This is a genomic window from Peribacillus sp. NPDC056705 (assembly GCF_043656335.1).
In genome coordinates, this window is the sequence record NZ_JBHTYI010000006.1 from 56925 (window position 1) to 76400 (window position 19476).

Annotated in this window: 21 protein-coding genes; 8 read left to right on the forward strand and 13 right to left on the reverse strand. The window is 41.6% G+C overall.

All coding sequences use genetic code 11. The features are described 5' to 3' along the window. Positions 1-112 precede the first annotated feature (112 nt). The 5 genes from ACFRAK_RS10175 to ACFRAK_RS10195 all read right to left on the reverse strand — a co-directional run bounded on the left by ACFRAK_RS10175 (position 113) and on the right by ACFRAK_RS10195 (position 4340). Positions 113-643, reverse strand: coding sequence for a YehS family protein (locus ACFRAK_RS10175; protein WP_387601976.1), 531 nt, complete (start codon positions 641-643; stop codon positions 113-115). 117 nt (positions 644-760) lie between these two features. Further along, positions 761-2146: a 23S rRNA (uracil(1939)-C(5))-methyltransferase RlmD gene (rlmD, locus tag ACFRAK_RS10180; RefSeq protein ID WP_260286586.1), complete on the reverse strand. Its 1386-nt coding sequence runs from the start codon at positions 2144-2146 to the stop codon at positions 761-763. After that, the gene (locus ACFRAK_RS10185; RefSeq protein ID WP_387601974.1) at positions 2143-3027 is read right to left on the reverse strand and encodes a DNA-3-methyladenine glycosylase family protein; all 885 of its coding nucleotides are present in this window, start codon (positions 3025-3027) and stop codon (positions 2143-2145) included. The genes rlmD and ACFRAK_RS10185 overlap by 4 nt, the downstream gene beginning before the upstream one ends. 122 nt (positions 3028-3149) lie before the next feature. Next, positions 3150-3935 (reverse strand): delta-lactam-biosynthetic de-N-acetylase, encoded by a 786-nt coding sequence (pdaA, locus tag ACFRAK_RS10190; protein WP_387601971.1) that lies wholly within the window; start codon positions 3933-3935, stop codon positions 3150-3152. A 219-nt stretch (positions 3936-4154) separates the two neighbouring features. Further along, a complete protein-coding gene (locus ACFRAK_RS10195) occupies positions 4155-4340 on the reverse strand; it encodes a hypothetical protein (RefSeq protein ID WP_387601968.1) in 186 nt (61 codons plus the stop codon). 112 nt (positions 4341-4452) lie between these two features. Between ACFRAK_RS10195 and ACFRAK_RS10200 the strand changes: the two genes are divergently transcribed. Then, a complete protein-coding gene (locus tag ACFRAK_RS10200; RefSeq protein ID WP_387601965.1) occupies positions 4453-4590 on the forward strand; it encodes a hypothetical protein in 138 nt (45 codons plus the stop codon). Between the two features lie 49 nt (positions 4591-4639). Here ACFRAK_RS10200 and ACFRAK_RS10205 read toward each other — a convergent pair whose 3' ends face one another. Continuing rightward, positions 4640-6208, reverse strand: a complete 1569-nt coding sequence (locus ACFRAK_RS10205) for a fumarate hydratase (protein ID WP_311202561.1) — start codon at positions 6206-6208, stop codon at positions 4640-4642. 308 nt (positions 6209-6516) lie between these two features. Next, positions 6517-6702, reverse strand: a complete 186-nt coding sequence (locus ACFRAK_RS10210; protein WP_387601961.1) for an SE1561 family protein — start codon at positions 6700-6702, stop codon at positions 6517-6519. A gap of 150 nt (positions 6703-6852) precedes the next feature. Between ACFRAK_RS10210 and yfkAB the strand changes: the two genes are divergently transcribed. Then, positions 6853-7980 carry a radical SAM/CxCxxxxC motif protein YfkAB gene (gene yfkAB, locus ACFRAK_RS10215; protein ID WP_394571698.1) on the forward strand — a complete coding sequence of 376 codons (1128 nt, stop codon included), beginning with the start codon at positions 6853-6855 and terminating at the stop codon, positions 7978-7980. Positions 7981-8014: 34 nt separating this feature from the next. Here the strand turns inward: yfkAB and ACFRAK_RS10220 are convergent, their stop codons facing one another. Both ACFRAK_RS10220 and cax read right to left on the reverse strand, forming a co-directional pair. Beyond that, positions 8015-8827, reverse strand: coding sequence for a YfkD famly protein (locus tag ACFRAK_RS10220; RefSeq protein WP_387601955.1), 813 nt, complete (start codon positions 8825-8827; stop codon positions 8015-8017). Positions 8828-9292: 465 nt separating this feature from the next. Further along, the gene (gene cax, locus ACFRAK_RS10225; protein WP_387602118.1) at positions 9293-10351 is read right to left on the reverse strand and encodes a calcium/proton exchanger; all 1059 of its coding nucleotides are present in this window, start codon (positions 10349-10351) and stop codon (positions 9293-9295) included. A gap of 189 nt (positions 10352-10540) precedes the next feature. Here cax and ACFRAK_RS10230 point away from each other — a divergent pair, with 189 nt between their 5' ends. Both ACFRAK_RS10230 and ACFRAK_RS10235 read left to right on the forward strand, forming a co-directional pair. Then, entirely contained in the window at positions 10541-11707 is a 1167-nt protein-coding gene (locus ACFRAK_RS10230; protein ID WP_394571699.1) for an MFS transporter, read from the forward strand. A gap of 320 nt (positions 11708-12027) precedes the next feature. After that, positions 12028-13947, forward strand: a complete 1920-nt coding sequence (locus tag ACFRAK_RS10235) for a heavy metal translocating P-type ATPase (protein ID WP_387704380.1) — start codon at positions 12028-12030, stop codon at positions 13945-13947. 234 nt (positions 13948-14181) lie between these two features. Here ACFRAK_RS10235 and ACFRAK_RS10240 read toward each other — a convergent pair whose 3' ends face one another. Next, a complete protein-coding gene (locus ACFRAK_RS10240) occupies positions 14182-15021 on the reverse strand; it encodes a YihY/virulence factor BrkB family protein (protein WP_260286578.1) in 840 nt (279 codons plus the stop codon). A gap of 16 nt (positions 15022-15037) precedes the next feature. Then, on the reverse strand, positions 15038-15430 hold the full coding sequence (locus ACFRAK_RS10245; RefSeq protein ID WP_387601946.1) for a YtxH domain-containing protein: 393 nt from the start codon (positions 15428-15430) through the stop codon (positions 15038-15040). A 233-nt stretch (positions 15431-15663) separates the two neighbouring features. On the opposite strand from ACFRAK_RS10245, the gene ACFRAK_RS10250 reads away from it, so the two are divergent. From ACFRAK_RS10250 to ACFRAK_RS10265, 4 genes are all read left to right on the forward strand, one after another. Beyond that, positions 15664-15888 carry a DUF1128 domain-containing protein gene (locus ACFRAK_RS10250; protein ID WP_034305672.1) on the forward strand — a complete coding sequence of 75 codons (225 nt, stop codon included), beginning with the start codon at positions 15664-15666 and terminating at the stop codon, positions 15886-15888. A 97-nt stretch (positions 15889-15985) separates the two neighbouring features. Further along, positions 15986-17251, forward strand: a complete 1266-nt coding sequence (locus ACFRAK_RS10255) for a molybdopterin molybdotransferase MoeA (protein WP_394571700.1) — start codon at positions 15986-15988, stop codon at positions 17249-17251. Further along, complete coding sequence (gene mobB / locus ACFRAK_RS10260; protein WP_387601940.1) at positions 17239-17754, forward strand: molybdopterin-guanine dinucleotide biosynthesis protein B; 516 nt, start codon at positions 17239-17241, stop codon at positions 17752-17754. The genes ACFRAK_RS10255 and mobB overlap by 13 nt, the downstream gene beginning before the upstream one ends. 11 nt (positions 17755-17765) lie before the next feature. Next, a complete protein-coding gene (locus ACFRAK_RS10265) occupies positions 17766-18008 on the forward strand; it encodes a DUF2164 domain-containing protein (RefSeq protein WP_387601937.1) in 243 nt (80 codons plus the stop codon). 39 nt (positions 18009-18047) lie between these two features. Here the strand turns inward: ACFRAK_RS10265 and map are convergent, their stop codons facing one another. Then, positions 18048-18794: a type I methionyl aminopeptidase gene (map, locus tag ACFRAK_RS10270; RefSeq protein ID WP_387601935.1), complete on the reverse strand. Its 747-nt coding sequence runs from the start codon at positions 18792-18794 to the stop codon at positions 18048-18050. A 106-nt stretch (positions 18795-18900) separates the two neighbouring features. Then, complete coding sequence (locus ACFRAK_RS10275) at positions 18901-19416, reverse strand: type 1 glutamine amidotransferase domain-containing protein (RefSeq protein WP_387601932.1); 516 nt, start codon at positions 19414-19416, stop codon at positions 18901-18903. Between the last annotated feature and the right edge of the window lie 60 nt (positions 19417-19476).

A 19476-nucleotide genomic window follows, 5' to 3' on the forward strand; every position in this document is an offset into this window, starting at 1 on the left:
TGTTTTCAAATTATTTCTCACTTTCTAATGTTTTCGAATAGAAAAAGACCCTGAAATCGGAAAAGTGCTTTTCACGAAATCAAGGCCTAAATATCATGAGGTTACAGAACCCTTATCCCCTATATCTCAAAGTTAATCCTTTTAGGAAATTCCTGGCGTATCGATCCCCGCACTCTTTATAATTCCTATGACCCACTTTTCTTAATATAGCGCTTAATTCCCCTTTGGTTATCATGACTCCTGCATCTTCCAAGATATCAATCATATCCTCACTTGTTAATGTCAATGCTATTTTCAGTTTCTTCAGAAGGATATTATTCACACTTTCCTTATTCTTTACAGCCGGTGCCTGACTTTGAGGCTGACCAGGTTTTGGCTCTTGTCTCCCTCGTTTAAAAATGATCAAACCATTTAAGAAGGACTCTAGCATCATGTTATTGCAGTTTACCCCATCTTCAGCTTCATCCATATCATCATCAAATTCATCATATTCATCATAATAATCATCTTTTGGTTTTGTGAGCATCTGCATGACTTCTTCTCTTGTCACTTCAATCTCCCCGAGTTTAAATATCTCAACCATATCTTTATCTTTAATATCCAGCGCATATCTTAATCGAATTAATATATCATGATTATGCATCCAAAACCCTCCTATGTATTTCTCGATTTTCACAGTACTTTCATTATTTCACAAATGGATGGAAATAAACGCAGATTAAAATCCGAGAACCTTTTACAGATTCCCGGATCACTCTGGTTATTCTTCAATCAGCTTCAATGAGGTCACTACTTCAACATGGCTCGTCTGTGGGAACATGTCCACAGGCTGCATGGCCTCCACGCGATAAGAAGAGCCCAGTTCTTGTAAGTCCTTCGCCAATGTAGACGGGTTGCATGATACGTACACAATGGTTTTCGGTTTAACTTTCAAGATTGTCTGCAGTAACGATTGATCACAGCCGGATCTTGGCGGGTCGACGACCAGTACGTCCGGTTTCCAGCCTTCTTTGGTCCAGCGTGGAAGGATATTCTCGGCTTTGCCTGTTTCATAGTATACATTGTTCCGTTTATGTTTTTTGGCATTTTTCTTGGCGTCCTCAATGGATTCTTTAATGACGTCCATTCCTCTGACTTCCTTGGCATTTTCGGACAGCCATAGGCCAATGGTCCCGACACCGCAATAAGCGTCAACCACTTTTTCCGTGCCGGTTAAGGCTGCCGCTTTTTTCACTTCATCATATAAGCGAACAGTTTGGACCGGGTTAAGCTGGAAGAATGTACGGGCTGATAGTTCGTATGATAGGTCACCCAATGTTTCGTTGATGACTTTTTCGCCTGCCAGGTGAATCGTTTTTTCGCCAAAGATAAGTGATGTGTTCCGGTTGTTGATGTTTTGAACGACCGATTTCACTTCTGGCAGTTGGTCACGAATTTGTTTAAGCAACTGATCTTTTTGTGGAATTTCCTCCGCACCAGTAACGAGGACAACCTGCACTTCACCTGTTTCAAATCCTACCCGTGTGATGACCGTACGGATCACACCTTTTCTTTTTCTTTCGTTATAAATCGAGATGTTCAGGTTCTTTAGTATCTTTTTCACTGTCCGCGTTACCTTATTTGTTGCCTTATGCTGTACAAGGCAATTCGGGATATCGATCAGTGTGTGGGAATTCAAGCCGTAAAGGCCAGCAATCAATTTGCCATCTTTTTGGCCGACTTGGTACTGACTTTTGTTACGGTAATTCCAAGGATCTTCCATGCCGATCGTTTCTTTTACATTTAATGAAGAAACTGGGAATCCAGAATGACGTTCCATCGCTTGAATGACGATATCGCGTTTTTCAATTAGCTGCTGGGCATAGCTTAAATGCTGTAACTGACATCCGCCGCATTCAGCGTAAACCGGACATGGCGCTGCAATGCGATGCGGTGATTCTTTACGGATGGTTTTTATTTTCGCCTCGGTGAAGTTTGGCTGAACCTTTGTGACCAAAGCTACAATTTCTTCACCAGGCAATGCACCTGGGACGAAGACGACTTTCTTTTTGAAATAACCGACTCCCTCCCCGTTAATGCCCAGCCGTTTAATCGTAAGGGGAAGGGTTTGATTCACTTCCAGTTTTGTATCTTGAATGTTTGTCATTTCTTTTCACTCCGTTTTTCAATGCTTCTCCACAAATAGAGGGAAGCGTAGCTTAGATATGGGGCCCATTTCACACTATAGGACTCCATTTCTTCTTGGGTTGGCTTTTGCGGTAAGCCATATAATATTTTCAAGGCATTTTGAATGCCAATATCGGCTTTAGGAAATAGGTTCGGCCGGCCAAGTCCAAAAAGCAGGAAGTTTTCAGCCGTCCATCTACCGATACCGCGTATTTTTATTAGTGTGTCCATAACCTCTTGATCGGATAGCTTTTCCATTATATCAAGGTTGAGATGGCCTTGAATGATTTGCTCTGAAAGTCCGATGACGTATTCGGCTTTCCGGCCACTGAATTGTATGGCTCTTAATTGTTCGATTTGAAGTTGGGCTGTTGTTTCCGGTGTCGGGTAAAACCAGGCACCTTCCAACTGGTAGCCGAAGGTTTTAACGAATCGTTCCGTGAGCGTATGGGCAAAGGATAAGTTCAATTGCTGATGTATGATGCATTTGACGAGGCAACTGTAGTAATCGAAGTCCAAGACTATGGCAGTACCGCGGTGCTCTTCGAAGATTTTACTTAAATCCGTTTCCCGGAAATGCCGGGAAACGCCTTCTAATGGCTGATGCCAATGAAAAACCTTTTTTAACCGTTCGATTGCTTTTGACTTGTAAACCTCTGAATGACCTTTGATGATAAAGGATGGTTCATCGATATTTCCTATTGCCTGAACCTGTAAAACGATTGGTTCTTTTTCTATATATAGCGGAACTTTTACCGTCCTGTTAGTAAAATCAACTACCTGAAGTGGGTCTAACGATAATCGTTCGAGAACTAGATCGAAATTATAGGGTCCTTGAACCTGTAATTTTTCTGTCCACACAAGCGATCAATCCTTTAGCAGTTTTCCACGTATTATAGCATGTTTCCAGAAATATTACTTGAAATTAAAGAGAATGGATAAAAGCGGGACCTGAATTATCACTACAGGACCCGCTTCTCATTTTAATAAAGCATTCGGTTCGGCAATTGTTTCTCAATCATTAAAGCATCCAGGCTACTGAATGTGTACCCCTGTTTTTCAAGATCCGTCAGAATCGAGTCCAATGCTTCCGCATTATCCTTCGATACGGTATGCAGTAATAAAATAGCGCCAGGATGAATCTGCTTAAGCACTTCATCGTGTGCGAACGGGGCACCCTTTTGTTGATCAACAATCCAGTCTTTATATGCCAGTGACCAGAAGATGTGGTAATACCCTTCTTTTTTTGCGACTCTCATCGTTCTCTCATTAAATACCCCACGAGGCGGCCTTAAGTAATTCATTCCTTTTTGCCCCGTTAATTTTTCCGTTGCTTCTTTTACCCTCTCAAGCTCCGTGCGTATCACATCGTCCGTCACACTGGTCATATCCGGATGGTTCCATGAATGGTTTCCTACGATATGCCCCTCATTAGCCATACGGACAACAAGCTCAGGTGCGGTCTTTAAATAATGACCCGTGACAAAAAAAGCTCCAGGAGCACCATGTTTCTTCAGAACATCTAAAATCTGGGCCGTATAGCCATTTTCATAACCGTTATCAAATGTTAAATAAACGACTTTTTTCCTTGTATCCCCTTTATAAATCGCTTCATATTCAGGCAGCATCTCATTGAATTTTTCACCTGCATCGGCAGGTGTCCCATTTTTACCTTTATTGAAACCCCAGTTATAGGATTCTGCAAAAGCTGGGCTTGCCAAAGAGCATATCAAGCATATTAAAGCGGATAAAATCACCTTTTTTTTCATTGGAATATCCCCCATGTCCTTTTTTCTTATTGTTTGGAACACGGAGATTTATATGCATGATATTGTGAATGTCGAATTATTGGACCCTATGTCTAATTCACTACGCTCAGGAACCAATTTTAGTACCACGGCCAAAATATTAGAGGTATTTCCCTGCCAAACCTAAATCCACAAAAAAAAGGCCTATCCTCCAAAAAGGATGGGCCCCCCATGCTTTGTTTATCCTTTAAATAACGCTTGTGCCGCCTTCCAAATAATGGCGATAGCGAAAATGAGAACGATAACAATTCCGACTACGTCAAGGAATGTTTCAAGACCGGAGAAAATCGTATTTGCCACAGGGAGTTGGATGAAAGCAAAGCCGGTTAACATGGCGATAAAGAATAAGATGTAGCTATTCTGCATGAAAATCCCCCCTTTCCCTTCTAATGTATGTGCGAGCGTTCCAAAAGATTGTACTTTTTCGAGTAAATTATCGCCTTTTTTTTCATATACATTTAGCAAGGGGGGGAATGAAATGCTGGAATGGGTTATCACTATAGGCTTTGTTGGTTGTCTTGGTTTAGGTGGCGGAGTGTTTGTTCATTTTGTGAAAAGTGGATTGAATGTAGAGGATGCTTCAAGGATCGATCCACTGCCGAAAACCGAAAAGTAGGATATGCAAAAGACGCTCAACCATTTGGTGAGCGTCTTTTCCCATACAATTATTTAAATACTGGTTCTTTGAATTGTGCCAATTTTTCCAACGAAGATTGCTGAACGTCTTTATGCAGGCTGTTTCCATGTGAATCCATGGTAACTACGGCAGTAAATCCTTCAACATTCAGATGCCACATCGCTTCTGGAATACCAAATTCGGTGAAGTTCACACCTTCGACGGATTTGATGCAGTCTGCATAATATTGAGCAGCCCCGCCGATTGCGTTTAGATAAACGCCGCCGTGTTCACTAAGTGCCTCTAGTGTTTTTGGACCCATTCCGCCTTTACCGATAACTGCACGGATGCCGAATCGTTTCATGATATCGCCTTGGTATGGTTCTTCCCGAATACTTGTCGTTGGTCCCGCAGCCTTCACATGCCATTTACCTTCTTCGTCCTTCAGCATAACCGGGCCACAATGATAGATGATTTGTCCATCCAGGTCGATTGGTGCAGGATTTTCAGATAAATGCTTGTGGATCGCGTCACGGCCTGTATACATTCTGCCGTTAATATGAACTACGTCACCAACTTTTAATTCGCGGATTTGTTCTTCCGTGATTGGTGCTTGCAGGGTGATTTCACGGGAAGCTTTAACGTCCGGTTCAGCAGCGGCTGCCACTTCGTCCTTGGCTGCTTTTTCTGCTTCTAAAGCAAAGTCGATTTTCTCGCCTTCTTGATACAACCACTCATTGATTTCACCTGTTTCAGGATTGACTTTCACTCCTAAACGGCGGAACGCCCAGCAGTTGTAAGCAACGGATACGAAAAAGCTTGCCGGAATACGGTGCATGACACCGATTTTACACCCAAGCAGTGTAGTTTCGCCGCCAAAGCCCATCGTGCCGATTCCCAATTCATTAGCTGACTTCATGATGTAATCTTCAAGTTTACGAAGGTCTTCATTCGGATTCACATCTTCATTACTGCGGAAGAGTTGAGCCTTTGCCAGATCATATCCGGATGAACGGTCCCCACCGATACCAACGCCGATGAAGCCGGCACTGCAGCCTTGTCCTTGTGCTTGGTAGACAGAGTGAAGTACACATTTACGGATTCCGTCCAAATCACGGCCCGCTTTCCCCAATCCTTCAAGTTCCATAGGCAGACTGTATTGGATGTTTTTATTTTCACAGCCGCCGCCTTTTAAGATAAGGCGAACATCAATATAGTCTTTTTCCCATTGATCGAATTTAATGACGGGAAGACCTTCCCCAAGGTTATCCCCGCTATTTTCACCCGATAAAGAGTCAACTGCGTTTGGACGAAGTTTTCCGCCTTTAGTCGCTAAAATGATCGCATTTCGGATTGCTTTTTTTATTTCAAGTTGGTTCACGCCAACTGGAGTTTTTATTTTGAAAGTCGGCAGACCAGTATCCTGACAAATCGGTGATACATTGTCGTCAGCCATTGTAATATTATTCGTGATGGTATCCAAGCTTAATGCAGAACGAGTACCAGCATTTTCACGTTGTTTTGCACTTTTGACCGCACGACGAACATCCTTTGGAAGATTCGTTGAAGTTTCAACGATAAGACTGTACATACTTTCTTGGAATTTTTGAATATCCAAATTTCTCTTCCCCCTCTTATTTTCCCCTAGATTTAGATTTAATCATTTCCCTGCTTCTCTATAAATAGCGAATGATTCAACACCCGTTTTATTATACATCTAACATAATCTTTCGAAAACAAGTAATTATTTTTCTTAATGAATAGCAATTTGGAGAGAAATGATCAAAGCGCCTTAAATAGCCCATAAGTCAAATACCATCACCAATCATTTCCAGGAAGATTTGATATTAAAAAGAGATGACGCAGGTTTCTCGTCATCCCTTCATGAATATTAACATTGAAAAAGTCATACTATCGAAACAGATATCAGTCTTCCCGGGTTTTGAATTGTTCCACTTTGCCTTCCAAATCATCTATCATGCCGATTAAACGGTCTATATCTTCCAACTCCGCAGTTTCCGGTTCGATATGATCAAGAACTTCCATGAACATCGTGAGGCGTTCTTTTAAGTATGTTAATTGTTCGTTTTTACCTGTAATGGATTTTCCCATGAGGCACTCTCCTTCCGTTCTTCTTTCATCGTAACGAAATCTGCTTGAAAGTGCAATGGCAAGCTATAAATACAGCTCTCCGCCATTTGACAATTTTTATTCCCATTGTTCATAATGGGTTAGTGCATTATTACGTAAGGAGTTTTAAATATGTCAATAATCAAGCAAGATCTTTTAACACCAATTACACCCAAGTATGATCCTTGGGAAGCATATATGGACGTTGAACAATATGGAAAACTCAGCCTCACCAATGTGGAGTTCACCACCACCACCCTTTGCAATATGCGTTGTGAGCATTGTGCCGTCGGTTACACACTCCAGCCCAAGGACCCGGATGCCCTGCCTCTGGAATTACTGATTCAGCGCCTTGATGAGATCCCTTTGCTCCGCTCGCTCAGCATCACTGGCGGGGAACCGATGCTTTCAAGAAAACAAGTGAAGAATTATGTTTTGCCTCTATTGAAATATGCCCGCAGCCGCGGGGTACGGACACAAATCAATTCCAATTTGACCCTTGACTTGGAACGGTATGAGGAAATCATTCCTTATTTGGATGTTCTGCACATTTCCCATAATTGGGGAACGATCGATGAATTCATTGATATCGGCTTTGCCATGATGGATCGAAAACCATCTCGGGAACAGCGAAAGAAACTATTCGATAAAATGATCGAAAATTCCCGTGCCCTGACAAAAGCTGGTGTGCTGGTATCTGCTGAAACGATGCTTAATAAACGGACATTGCCTCATCTTGAGCATATTCACAGACAGATCGTCGATGAAATGGGATGTCAAAGACATGAAATTCATCCGATGTATCCAAGCGATTTCGCTTCGGCACTTGAAACTTTACCATTGGATAATATGCGTGAAGCGATTCATCATTTGCTTGATATCCGTGATGAAAATGTTTGGATGCTTTTCGGTACCCTGCCATTTTATCCTTGCAATAACAGTAAAGAGGACATAAAGTTGCTTCAACGCCTTTATGGTTCACATAAAGTGACGGTACGGAATGACCCTGATGGACGTTCCAGGTTGAACATCAATATTTTCACTGGGGAAGTGATCGTGACCGATTTCGGGGACGCGCCTACATTAGGGAATATCAAAGATCAGCCCTTGACCGATTCCTATGACACATGGATGAATTCGAAACTGGCCAATGAATTGAACTGCCACTGCCCGGCAGTCAAATGTCTAGGCCCGAATGTTCTCGTCAAAAATGCTTACTACCCGAAGGAGGACTTCAGGATCAGGAAGTCAACCATATGAAGAAAAACTCGCCAATCCGGCGAGTTTTTTCAATTTACCTTGGTTGCTGCGAGACTGTAAAGCTGAAGGAAACATGGTCCTGAACCGGTATCCATGCACCGATGCCTTGTGATGTAATGTTCTTTATCGTAATGGTTCTTTTATTTCCTTTTAGATTCAAATATACTTCCCCATATGTGACCTTGCCTTTTTCATTGACGGCGGAAGCAAAACTGGATAAGTAACCAATCCTATTTGAAGCCACATTATATACTTGATCTTTTTTCGTACCAGCTCCGATGATCGTTTCAAAAGCCAAAGGCAAATTCGTTTTTTCAGTGGCTTTTAGGAGCATCATCTTTTGAACATCCTCAGCCTTTGGAATTTTCGCTGTCAGACCGCCACTCACTGCCTTCTGACTTTCCTGGACATAACGAATCTTATAGGGAACTTCACCGCCGCGATTATCATAGTAATTCGTATTGATCTTTTGGTATTCCCAGTTTGGTGCCGTTTCAGAAGACTCATAATTCAAGGCCCAATGGCCAAGGTAAATGGTTGCCCTGTATCCAAAAGCAAGCGGGGCTTTTGCAATTGCGGATTCATTCAACATTTGGATGAGTTCTGGGTTTTCAATCTTGATATCCGACGAATCGATCAATTGTTTGGCAAGATTACTCGGCTGCAGCATCGGAAGATCCTGGGTCGGGTTCGGATACGTATTCTCCTTTGCAATATTCAATACTGAAGGTGGGATATTCACCTTATTCTGATTTGCTTTGACTTCCGGTATATCAGCTGCAAAACTTACATTCGCCTGAATAAAGGCAATTAGGGCAATCATCGTAATAATAATAGTTCTTTTCATGCTGTCGCACTCCTTTGAGGGGTTCAATCATATTGATTATAGATTTTGTTTTTAGCCAACATTCTATACATTTCATTCCGATTTCAACTTTGTAATGAATTTGTAAAGTTCAGAATATTTACTTTTCTCTTCGAATCAGTTATACTTATTTTACATTATAAAAAGGAGGCGAAATCGTTCATACCTATTAAACCTTCAGGAGGTATGCTTATCGAACAATCCATGACACCCTTTTAAAGGATGACAGAAAACGAATTCGCCTTTAAATCTGATGTAAAAGGATGGTGTGACACTCTAGAATATTTTCTCAACTTGTTCAAAAGCATGATGAAAAATTTTGGAATAACTTATGAATGGTAATTTACTAATATAGAAATGACTCTGCTAAATCTAACCCGAGCAGAGTCATTTTTATTTTTTCATTTTATAAAAAGAAAGACCTTCCGCATCGGAAGGCCTGCATTCTTATAATAAGTAAAATCCAATTCCCATAATGAAGTAAGCGGCCAATAAGGTAAGCCCTTCAAACCAGTTCGTTTCCCCGTCATTAGAAATCATGATCACCAGAAAGACTGCTGTAACCATTGATATTAGTTCTGGCATTGTGAAAACAAGCGGCATACTCGTTGGATACATTAACGAAATCAATACGAGTACAGGAGCAACGAACATCGCTACTTGAAGCGTGGAACCAACGGCAATCTCCACAGCGACATCCATTTTGTTTTTATAGGCCATTATGACGGCGGAAGCATGCTCTGCCGCGTTACCGACAATCGCTACGATAATGACACCGATGAATAACTCCGACCATCCGAAGGCTTCCCCCACCTCGCTAAACGTATGGACAAGTTTTTCCGATATGTAAGCAACAGCCAATGTAGCGGCAGCAAGTATTATAATTGCCTTTTTCCTGCTCCACTCCGGTACTTCCGCTTCATGATCCTCGAGTTTCTCTGTATGCTGATATACCCCGCGGTGTGTAACCAATTTAAAGAATAATGCAGCAAGATATAATATGATCATTATAATGGAAATTCCGACACTTAACGACATCGTGCTTGATTCACCCATGTTTTGTGTGAATACTTCCGGTATGACGAAGGCTACAATTACTGCAAAAATCAATAGACCGGCATTATGCCTCGCATCGAATACATTAAATTTCTGCCGTTTGTATTTAGTCCCTCCGATAAAGAATGAAAGTCCTGCTACCAACAATAAATTTCCTAAAACGGAACCAGTCAAAGACGCCAGCACGACACCCACTAGCCCCGCCTTTAATGAAAAGATGGATATGATCAATTCTACTGCATTACCAAAGGTTGCATTCAAGAGACCGCCAATCCTTGGTCCCATAACGATCGCTAAGCTTTCAGTGGCCCGGCCCATGAAGCCTGCCAGCGCCACGATTGTTAAGCAATATACTATGAACATGATTACACTCGGCCAATGCAATAATGACCCAATGACAGATAAAGGGACGCCTAACAGGACAAGCCCCAAAAATATTTTATTCACGATACTTCTCCTCACAATCCTGTAGTTCTTTTTATGTAACAAAAACTATCATACATAATCTTCGGGTGATGACAAAGGAAAATTTTATCATCCCCTCTCTTCTTGACAATATTTACCCAAATTTCTATTGCTTAATCCTCTTCCTAAGATGTAACATCAAGAAGGTATACACTTCTTAGGAGACATGATTTTATGAATAATAAATTGCTTTTAAGCGTTTTAATCTTAATTGTCGGCATATCAGGGTTTTCTCAAGGGATGCTTCTGCCGATCATTGCCATCATTTTTGAAAATGAAGGAATTAGCTCATCCCAAAACGGGTTTCATGCAGCCTCCCTTTATATCGGAATTCTATTGATTTCTCCTTTTATGGAAGCCCCACTCCGTAAATACGGCTATAAGCCATTGATATTATTTGGCGGGCTAACGGTCATCGTATCACTTGCCCTATTTCCTGTCTGGAAATCATTCTGGTTTTGGTTCGTACTGCGTTTCTTCATTGGTATCGGCGATCATACACTTCACTTTGCTACACAGACTTGGATCACGGCCATTTCACCAATAGCGAAGCGCGGAAGGAATCTTGCCATTTATGGACTCTTCTTCAGTCTTGGCTTCATGGTTGGCCCGCTGATGACGAAGCTTCTTGAGATCAATCAGTCTTTGCCTTTCATCATCACATCCATACTTAGCCTTCTGGCTTGGTCCACTGTGTTCCTTATTAGAAATGAGCTTCCTGAACAAGATGATTCTGAAAGCACATCATTCCTTGGCACACTCAAAAGGTTTACGAAAGTTAGCCGCATAGCCTGGGTCGCTTTTTTACTTCCGTTTACATTTGGCGTGCTTGAAGCCTCATTGAATAGCAATTTCCCTGTATTCGCTTTGCGCTCCGGAATCGATTTAACCGCAGTATCCATCATCATTCCGGCATTTTCTGCAGGGACTCTGCTTACCCAGATTCCCTTGGGGATGGTCAGTGACCGTTTTGGACGGCGAAAGACCTTGCTGACGATTCTTATATCAGGGTTTGCCATATTCACGCTTGCAGGGATATATTCCTATTCAGTGCTTGGCCTATTCATCTGTTTTATGTTTGGCGGAATGATGGTTGGTTCGACTTTCTCGCTGGGAATCAGTTATATGGCAGATCTTTTACCTAGAAACCTATTGCCTGCCGGGAATTTATTATGCAGTATATTCTTTAGTCTCGGCAGCATCGGCGGTCCATTCTTTGGCGGCCTGGTTATAGAACACATTGATGGAGGAAGTTTTTTCTATATGATAAGTATCATGCTTTTCCTTGTCTTCATATCATTGGCCTTGTTTAAGGAAAAAATGCCTGCTCCCGTTATGTAGTATAATTTTTTATCTTGACTGCTTCTTTTATTATTCAATTTTTCAATAGACTTTATATTGGTTAGAAAATACTTTATATTTTTTACTAGATTAGAATCATTCTTCTTTATTTCTGAATAGGATATGTGGTATTATAATAATAACAAAAGGGACATCACGTTTATAAACCTTTGAAAACATTGCTGTCATCGCAATTACGGTGGCAGCTTTCATATTTTATCCAGAGAAATGACGTTGATTATCTTTCTCAATTAGATATAACACAAATGATAATCTATATCATTTACACAAAAAAAGTGAAGAATGTGGGAGGGAATCTTATGACTACAGATACTAAACATTTAACCCAACCGGCTGCATGCAAAACCACTTGGGTGGAAAAAGCAAAACCTCATCTAGAACTTATTGCTGCATTATTCAGCGGTTTACTTATAGTATTGGGCTGGGCTCTTTCAAAGAATGGAATGGAAACTGCCTCCATAATCATTTACTTGGCCTCTTTCTTGATTGGCGGATATGCCAAGGCGAAAGAAGGCATAGAAGATACGATTGCCGACCGGGAATTGAATGTTGAGATGCTGATGATTTTTGCGGCAATCGGTTCTGCGGTCATCGGATACTGGACGGAAGGCGCCATATTGATTTTCATCTTCGCTTTAAGCGGTGCCCTTGAAACATACACGATGAATAAAAGCCATAAAGAAATTTCGGCACTTATGGACTTACAGCCGGAAGAAGCACTGCGCATCACTAACGGATATGAAGAAACCGTATCCGTTTCACAACTGCATATCGGGGATTTAATTTTAGTGAAACCAGGAGAGAGAGTCCCTTCAGATGGAAAAATCACGGACGGCCGTACCAATATCGATGAGGCCGCCATCACTGGCGAATCCATACCAGTCAGTAAATCATTGGATGATGAAGTATTTGCGGGAACGGTCAATCTCCGAGGAACGATTACCGTGGAAATCACCAAACCGGCAAGTGAAACTTTATTTCAAAAAATAATCACTCTCGTTCAATCCGCACAAAGTGAAAAGTCCCCTTCCCAGCTGTTCATTGAACGGTTTGAAGGAACCTATGTAAAAGTAGTATTGACGGTTGTCGCCCTGATGATGTTCATACCCCATTTCCTATTGGGGTGGAGCTGGACCGAGACATTCTACAGAGCGATGATCCTGCTCGTTGTCGCTTCTCCTTGTGCCCTTGTGGCCTCTATCATGCCAGCTACACTTTCTGCCATTTCAAATGGAGCCCGTCATGGCATTTTATTTAAAGGGGGCATCCATCTTGAGAATCTAGGTAATCTGCAGGCAATTGCTTTAGATAAAACCGGTACATTGACAAAAGGAAAACCAGAGGTAACCGATGTCATTATCCGCGAAGATTTAAACGAAGATGACTTCTTATTTCATATTGCATCTGTTGAAAATTATTCGAATCACCCTTTGGCAACATCGATCGTACGTTATGCCAAATCGAAATTGCAAAAGGATATCATTAAACCAAATAACATGGAAGATATCTCAGGTAATGGGGTTCAAGCCTATATCAATGGCGTGCTTTGGCAAGTCGGAAAGGCTGATTTCGTCGGTCGCAGTGAAGCAGAACGATTCCAAAATGGCATTGCACTGACATTGGCTGAACAAGGCAAGACAATCGTTTATGCAAAAGATGATCAAGGAATTGCAGGCATACTCACTTTGAAAGATGTCGTGCGTGAAGAAACCGTTACAGCCATCGAAGCCTTGAAAAATGAGGGCATCCATACCGTCATGCTTACAGGGGATGGGGAAAAAACGGCTAAAGCGATTGCTTCGGAGAGCCATATAGATGCATATATTGCCGAATGTCTACCTGAAACCAAAGTGACTGAAGTGAAAAAGCTGAAAGAACATTTTGGCACTGTAGCAATGGTTGGGGATGGCATTAATGATGCACCTGCACTTGCAACAGCATCTGTTGGAATTGCAATGGGTGAAGGCACGGATGTTGCCTTGGAGACAGCGGATGTCGTTCTGATGAAGAATGATCTGCCACGCATTGCGGAAGCAGTCAAATTATCCAAGAAGATGAATCGAATCATCAAACAAAACGTCATCTTTTCAATTTCGGTCATCATGATCCTGATAGCATCCAATTTCCTTCAATTTCTAGACCTCCCATATGGCGTCATTGGCCATGAAGGAAGTACAATTCTCGTTATACTGAACAGCTTAAGACTTTTGAGAAACTAAACATGAAAAAGGAGCCTTCCAAGGCTCCCTTTTTTTATGTTTATTTCATTTAGTGATATCCGTTCTTACCGTTTGCAGAACCTGAAGTTTTATGGTTCGAACCTTTATTTTTCCCTTTTTGCTTTGTGCTGCCATCCTTTTTACTCATGAAAGAACTCCTCCTCTTCTAAAGTTGTCATTTCTTGAATAGTATCCGCAGCATGATAATCCGCTATTACGGAAACTCCAGGAAGATCATCCACATTCCGGTTTTTTCTTTTCACTAATGAGCGCATTTATTTCCCCACCCATTATGATTATGAGCCCCGACAAATAAAACCAGACCATTAATACGATGATTCCTCCAAGACTTCCATATGTTGCTGAATAATTAGCGAAGTTCTCCACATAAAATGAAAACAAAAAGGAAGCGAGACTCCATCCTGCCGTTGCAAAGATAGCACCAGGCAGTACGGTTATGCACTTCAGCTTTATGTTCGGCGCAATCCAATAAAGGATGGTGAACACAATTAAAAATACAAGCGTACTGATCACCCATCGAAGTTGGTTCCAAATCGTAAGAAATTCATCGGATTGTCCAATTTCGGCAAATAAAAACACTCCGATCTGTTTTCCGAATACCGGCAGCAATAAAACGACAATAAAAACAAAAATCATCGCTAAAGTGAGAAGAATCGACATTCCCCGGGAAATAAAGAAAGTTCGACTTTCTTTTACACCGTATGCATGGTTAAATGCTTTAATGATTGCATTCATCCCATTCGATGCCGACCATATCGTTCCGATGACACCAAACGACAATAAAGTCCCATTCGCTTCCATCACTTCCGATAGGTTAGCCTCAATGATTCTCATCGAATCGTCAGGCGCATATGTACGAACGGTATTTAATATATCTTCTTGGGAAAATGGCAGATAGGCCAATAAAGTGAATAAAAAAATAAGTAATGGAAACAGGGAAAGTAAAAAGAAATAAGACAGTTGTGCGGCAAGACCAGACACATCATCGACCTGCAACCGTTTTATGAAAGCCTTGAAGAATGAGCCTTTCAGCCATTCTTTTTTATTGGCCATACCTCCACCCCATTTTCTAATTTAAGGAAATCCGTTCATGGTGACTTGAAGTTGTCCCTTCTTCCTCTCCAGCAAAAACTTCCTTCGTCTCCATCACCACTTGGGCAACTTGTGAAGGAATGTCTTTCATTTCCTCCACCTTTTGGGAAATGAAGGAGACATCATCGGAAATTTTTTCAACAGTGGAACGGACCTTAGATGATGTTTCACGTACTTGTGTAAGCACCCCGTTGGGATTCTTTATGAATTCTTTCATATTACCCATGCAGCTTTTACTATTTTCCAATACAGAATAACGCGTATCCTTATCAAAAAGGCTTATCGCTGCCCCAGCCAACGCCCCAATAAAGACCGCTTGCATAAATTTGCTTTTCTTGGCACACTTATATTCTTCACGAATGTTGCTCATATATTCTCCTCCTAGTCATATATTAGTTGATGTATAATAGTAGTAGCTATCTCCATTATACAATGTTTAAATATTTTTTTTCCTATCTTTTCCCAAACTCTCTCACTTTAAAACGTGAAGATGACCAAGTATATCGGGAATCAAGCTTCGTTTTCCACCCGAATATTCATTGACTTCTCAAGGTAATCATGCAAAGATGAAAATATTTAGGAACGTATGAAAGGATGAAGGAAATGGATTTAACGCAAAACACAGCCGAAAGTGTCGAGTTTATGATTGAAGCAATCAAGGATAAATTAAAAGTTATGAACTTCGGTGCAATCAAATCGACCCATTTTGATATTGAGATGTACGAAGAACTGCACGATATTTATACAATGGTGATGAAAAAAACGAATTTCAGTGTCCGTGAAATGGAAGCTATCGCTGAAGAACTTGGAAGACTGCGTAATAAGTAACATTCAAATCCTCCCATTCCGGTGAGGATTTTTTTCATTTTTTAAAAAATCCTGCTACATTTGATATAGAATTTGAAAACCGACAGGAGTTGTAAGCATGGTAGAAAGAAGAACGCCCATCAGTATTGCAGAAGCAGTGGAAAAAGTGATGAAGCATAAATTAACAGGACATACGGAACTGATCCCCCTTGAGGAAAGCCACGACCGTTTTTTGGCTCAAGATATTGTAGCTACAAATGATGTTCCGCATTTTAACCGCTCGCCATATGATGGATTCGCCCTTAGGTCCAAGGATACGGCAGAAGGTTCCATAAATACCCCTCTCGAGTTCGAAGTGGTTGAAGAGTTGGCTGCGGGTATGGTATCGAATATTCCTGTTCAAAAAAATCAAGCGGCAAGAATCATGACTGGAGCTCAGATGCCAGCTGAGTGTGATGCAGTAATCATGCTCGAGCTTACGAAGGAATTCGAAAAGGACGGAAAGAAGTACATATCATTTAAACGCTCTCTTAAGGAAGGCGAAAACGTTTCTTTTCAAGGTGAGGATGCAAAGAAAGGCGATGTTCTTGTGAAAAAAGGAACAGCGATCAATCCAGGGATCATCGGCTTGCTCGCAACATTCGGTTATGCAGAAGTGCCAGTTGCCACTAAGCCTGTCGTTGGATTATTCGCTACGGGGTCTGAACTTCTTGATGTTAATGAACCGTTGCAGCCCGGCAAAATTCGCAACAGCAATTCACATGCGATCTCCGCCCAAATTCGGAGGGCAGGAGGGGAAGTCCGTTTCTATGGAAAGCTTAAGGATGAATTCGAATTAAGCTACGAAGCCATTTCCAATGCCTTGAAGGAAGTGGATCTGCTCATTACGACAGGAGGAGTTTCTGTCGGTGATTTTGATCTTCTCCCGGATATTTATCAAAAAATTGGCGCTGATGTCTTATTCAACAAAGTGGCCATGCGCCCCGGAAGCGTGACGACCGTAGCCGTATATAATAACAAATATTTATTCGGTTTATCCGGCAATCCATCCGCCAGTTATGTCGGCTTTGAACTATTTGCAAGACCGATCATCCGCACCATGCTGTTTTCGGAGCATCCGCATTTACGAAAAGAGACGGCACAATTGGCAGAAGACTTCTTAAAACCCAATCCATTCTCACGTCTGCTTCGGACCCGATTATTTTACGAATCCGGCCAGCTGAAGGTAACTCCTAGCGGTGTGGATAAATCCAATATTACTACAAGCTTGGCAGGTGCCAATTCACTGACAGTCTTACCTGGGGGGACACGTGGTTTCCAAACTGGGGATTTTGTGGACATCCTGCTTCTCGATGACCAAGAAGGATGCCAATGGCCTTGGTAAAGCCATTTATTTTCCAGGTTGTTGGTTACCAAAATAGAGGAAAAACGACCTTCATAACGAATATAATCAAAAAGCTTCGCGAAGAAAAATTAGAGACAGCCGTTTTAAAACATCATGGACATGGCGGAAAACCAGATGTCACAGCCACGAAGGATTCTAATAAACACTTTCATGCAGGCGCGGCCGCATCACTTGTTGAAGGAGATGGCACAATCGAGCTGCTCGGCAATTTCAAGGGTAAAGCCCCTATCACTGAGCTCGTTCAATTACTGTGCCTATTTCTCCCTGATGTGATTTTAATTGAAGGTTATAAGCAAGAGGACTTTCCTAAGGCCATTTTAATCAAAGAAGAAAGTGACCTCCTGTTATTGGAACGGCTTACTAATGTCAAAGCAGCTGTGGCTTGGCCCGAATGTCTGGAACGAACAAGGAGTCATGCTTCAGTACCCGTCTTCCCTTTGGATTCGGATCAATTCATTACATGGTTTTTAGAACAAATATGAAGGAGGGCACAATGTTCATACAATTTCCCATAGAAAAACGCCGCAAGATGATCGAAAGCATCCAAGAATATGTGTATCAGGAACATGGCAAGGAAATCGGTGAAATCGCTGCTGAAAATCATTTGCAGTTCATTTTCGAAAATATTGCTCCCTTTATTTATAATGAAGGTATTAAAGATGCTCAAAAAGTCATTGAGGACAGATTAGGAAATATTGAAGAAGATTTGTATTCATTGGAACGTCCCATCGATTAAAATGAAAAACAGCATCATGACCGATGCTGTTTTTTATGTTCATTGTTCGGTCAAAATAAGCGGACCGTTTTTCGTAATGGCAATTGTATGCTCATATTGTGCCGAGTATTTCCCATCTGCAGTGGATGCCGTCCATCCATTCGGATCTCGGCTTGCTTTATATGTACCTACGTTTACCATTGGCTCGATGGTGAATACCATGCCTTCCTTAAGACGCGGACCTTTATTCGGCAGTCCATAATGCGGAACCTGCGGCTCTTCATGAATGACATTTCCTATCCCGTGTCCGATGAAATCACGAACGACAGAGAAGCCTTCCGCTTCGACATAAGATTGTATGGCATGACCTATATCTCCAATCCGATTGCCTTCCACACATACTTCAATCGCCTTATATAAAGATTCCTTCGTCACATTCACTAAATGTTCGGTTTCCTTTGAAACCTTACCGACCGTATACGTCCAAGCAGAGTCAGCAAGGGCCCCGTTATGATTGACAACCATATCAATCGTTACGATATCTCCGTTTTTCAAAGGGGTCTTACGAGGGAAACCATGACAAATTTCTTCATTTATGCTGGCACATGTCGCATACTCATACCCTTTGTAACCCTTTTGTTCCGGCTTCGCACCATGCTTTTTTAAGAATCCTTCAACAAATTCTTCTATTTCCCATGTTGTCACCCCAGGAACAATCATCTTTGCAATCTCCCTATGACAAGCTGCCAAAATTTTTCCCGATTCATGCATCGCTTGAATTTCACGTGCAGATTTTAATACGATCAATCGTGACACTTCCTTTGTAATTGGTCTCTCCTTTTATTTTACTGCAAAGATTGAAGTATATGAATCCTTTAAAATGAAAAATCCCGGCAGCTGCCGGGATTTTTCATTATTTCAATAGATTGAGCGATTCCCGGTTAAATGCCGGAAGGTCTTCAGGTGTCCTGCTGGTTACAAGCTGGTTGCCGCAAACCACAACCTCTTTGTCCAAATATGTGGCACCTGCATACTCCATATCGACTTTAATGGATGTATATCCTGTTGCGTGGCGCCCTTCAAGTGTTTTGGCCGTAATCAGCAACTGTGGTCCATGACAGATTGCAAATACTGGTTTTTTATCATCCATGAACGATTTGGCGAAAGTTACGAAGCGTTCGTCAGCACGCAGTTGATCAGGGGAAAAACCGCCGGGGATGAATAGTGCATCGAAATTTTCCGGTTTCACCGAGTCGATGCTTTCATCAATCTCCACTTCTACCTCCCCTTGTTTCCCTTTAACCGTTTTCCCTTTTACCATTTCAATCGTCGTTACCTTATGGCCTGCTTCCTCGAATGCTTTTGCCGGTTCACTATACTCCGAGTCCTCAAACATATTCGTTACAACACATGCGATATTTTTACCCATAATCATTCATCTCCTCAATTTTTATCGAATGAACCTACTTTGTACTTTATTTATGTTCCC

Coding starts and splice junctions, on each gene's coding strand:
- ACFRAK_RS10175 (WP_387601976.1), bottom strand. CDS start 643: ATGCATAATCATGATATATTAATTCGATTAAGATATGCGCTGGATATT.
- rlmD (WP_260286586.1), bottom strand. CDS start 2,146: ATGACAAACATTCAAGATACAAAACTGGAAGTGAATCAAACCCTTCCC.
- pdaA (WP_387601971.1), bottom strand. CDS start 3,935: ATGAAAAAAAAGGTGATTTTATCCGCTTTAATATGCTTGATATGCTCT.
- ACFRAK_RS10195 (WP_387601968.1), bottom strand. CDS start 4,340: ATGCAGAATAGCTACATCTTATTCTTTATCGCCATGTTAACCGGCTTT.
- ACFRAK_RS10200 (WP_387601965.1), top strand. CDS start 4,453: ATGCTGGAATGGGTTATCACTATAGGCTTTGTTGGTTGTCTTGGTTTA.
- ACFRAK_RS10210 (WP_387601961.1), bottom strand. CDS start 6,702: ATGGGAAAATCCATTACAGGTAAAAACGAACAATTAACATACTTAAAA.
- yfkAB (WP_394571698.1), top strand. CDS start 6,853: ATGTCAATAATCAAGCAAGATCTTTTAACACCAATTACACCCAAGTAT.
- ACFRAK_RS10220 (WP_387601955.1), bottom strand. CDS start 8,827: ATGAAAAGAACTATTATTATTACGATGATTGCCCTAATTGCCTTTATT.
- ACFRAK_RS10230 (WP_394571699.1), top strand. CDS start 10,541: ATGAATAATAAATTGCTTTTAAGCGTTTTAATCTTAATTGTCGGCATA.
- ACFRAK_RS10235 (WP_387704380.1), top strand. CDS start 12,028: ATGACTACAGATACTAAACATTTAACCCAACCGGCTGCATGCAAAACC.
- ACFRAK_RS10240 (WP_260286578.1), bottom strand. CDS start 15,021: ATGGCCAATAAAAAAGAATGGCTGAAAGGCTCATTCTTCAAGGCTTTC.
- ACFRAK_RS10245 (WP_387601946.1), bottom strand. CDS start 15,430: ATGAGCAACATTCGTGAAGAATATAAGTGTGCCAAGAAAAGCAAATTT.
- ACFRAK_RS10250 (WP_034305672.1), top strand. CDS start 15,664: ATGGATTTAACGCAAAACACAGCCGAAAGTGTCGAGTTTATGATTGAA.
- ACFRAK_RS10255 (WP_394571700.1), top strand. CDS start 15,986: ATGGTAGAAAGAAGAACGCCCATCAGTATTGCAGAAGCAGTGGAAAAA.
- mobB (WP_387601940.1), top strand. CDS start 17,239: ATGGCCTTGGTAAAGCCATTTATTTTCCAGGTTGTTGGTTACCAAAAT.
- ACFRAK_RS10265 (WP_387601937.1), top strand. CDS start 17,766: ATGTTCATACAATTTCCCATAGAAAAACGCCGCAAGATGATCGAAAGC.
- ACFRAK_RS10275 (WP_387601932.1), bottom strand. CDS start 19,416: ATGGGTAAAAATATCGCATGTGTTGTAACGAATATGTTTGAGGACTCG.